At 49.1% G+C, this 495-nt stretch carries 3 tRNA genes and 1 rRNA gene; all 4 read left to right on the top strand.

The features are described from left to right. Window positions 1-132: 132 nt before the first annotated feature. The 4 genes from rrf (at window position 133) to ATCC9714_RS16525 (ending at window position 495) form a co-directional block, all read left to right on the top strand. Window positions 133-249: ribosomal RNA gene (rrf, locus tag ATCC9714_RS16540) — 5S ribosomal RNA — on the top strand. A gap of 5 nt (window positions 250-254) precedes the next feature. Continuing rightward, window positions 255-329, top strand: a tRNA-Glu gene (locus ATCC9714_RS16535). An 8-nt stretch (window positions 330-337) separates the two neighbouring features. Beyond that, a tRNA-Val gene (locus ATCC9714_RS16530) sits at window positions 338-413 on the top strand. Between the two features lie 5 nt (window positions 414-418). Continuing rightward, window positions 419-495, top strand: a tRNA-Asp gene (locus ATCC9714_RS16525).

The following is a 495-nucleotide window of genomic DNA, read 5'->3' as shown; positions in this document are numbered from 1 at the left end:
GACTACCTGGTTGATAGGTCAAAGGTGTAAGTGCAGCAATGTATGTAGCTTATTGATACTAATAGATCGAGGACTTGACCAAGATTATTTAATCAGACAGATGATATGCGGTTTTTAGAGTACTAACTCTAATCTAGTTATTATAGCGAAGAGGATACACCTGTTCCCATGCCGAACACAGAAGTTAAGCTCTTTAGCGCCGATGGTACTTGGTGGGAAGCTGCCTGGGAGAGTAGGACGTAGCTAGGTTAAATGGCCCATTGGTCAAGCGGTCAAGACACCGCCCTTTCACGGCGGTAACAGGGGTTCGATTCCCCTATGGGTCACCATTAAATTTGGGATTATAGCTCAGCTGGGAGAGCACCTGCCTTACAAGCAGGGGGTCACAGGTTCGAGCCCTGTTAATCCCACCAATTGCGGCCTGGTAGTTCAGCTGGTTAGAATGCCAGCCTGTCACGCTGGAGGTCGAGGGTTCGAGTCCCTTCCAGGTCGCCA

The sequence above is a fragment of the Paraclostridium sordellii genome, assembly GCF_000953675.1.
Classification (GTDB): Bacteria; Bacillota; Clostridia; order Peptostreptococcales; family Peptostreptococcaceae; genus Paraclostridium; species Paraclostridium sordellii.
Note: the sequence above shows the minus strand (reverse complement) of the source record. Positions and strands in the feature narration are given on the sequence as shown.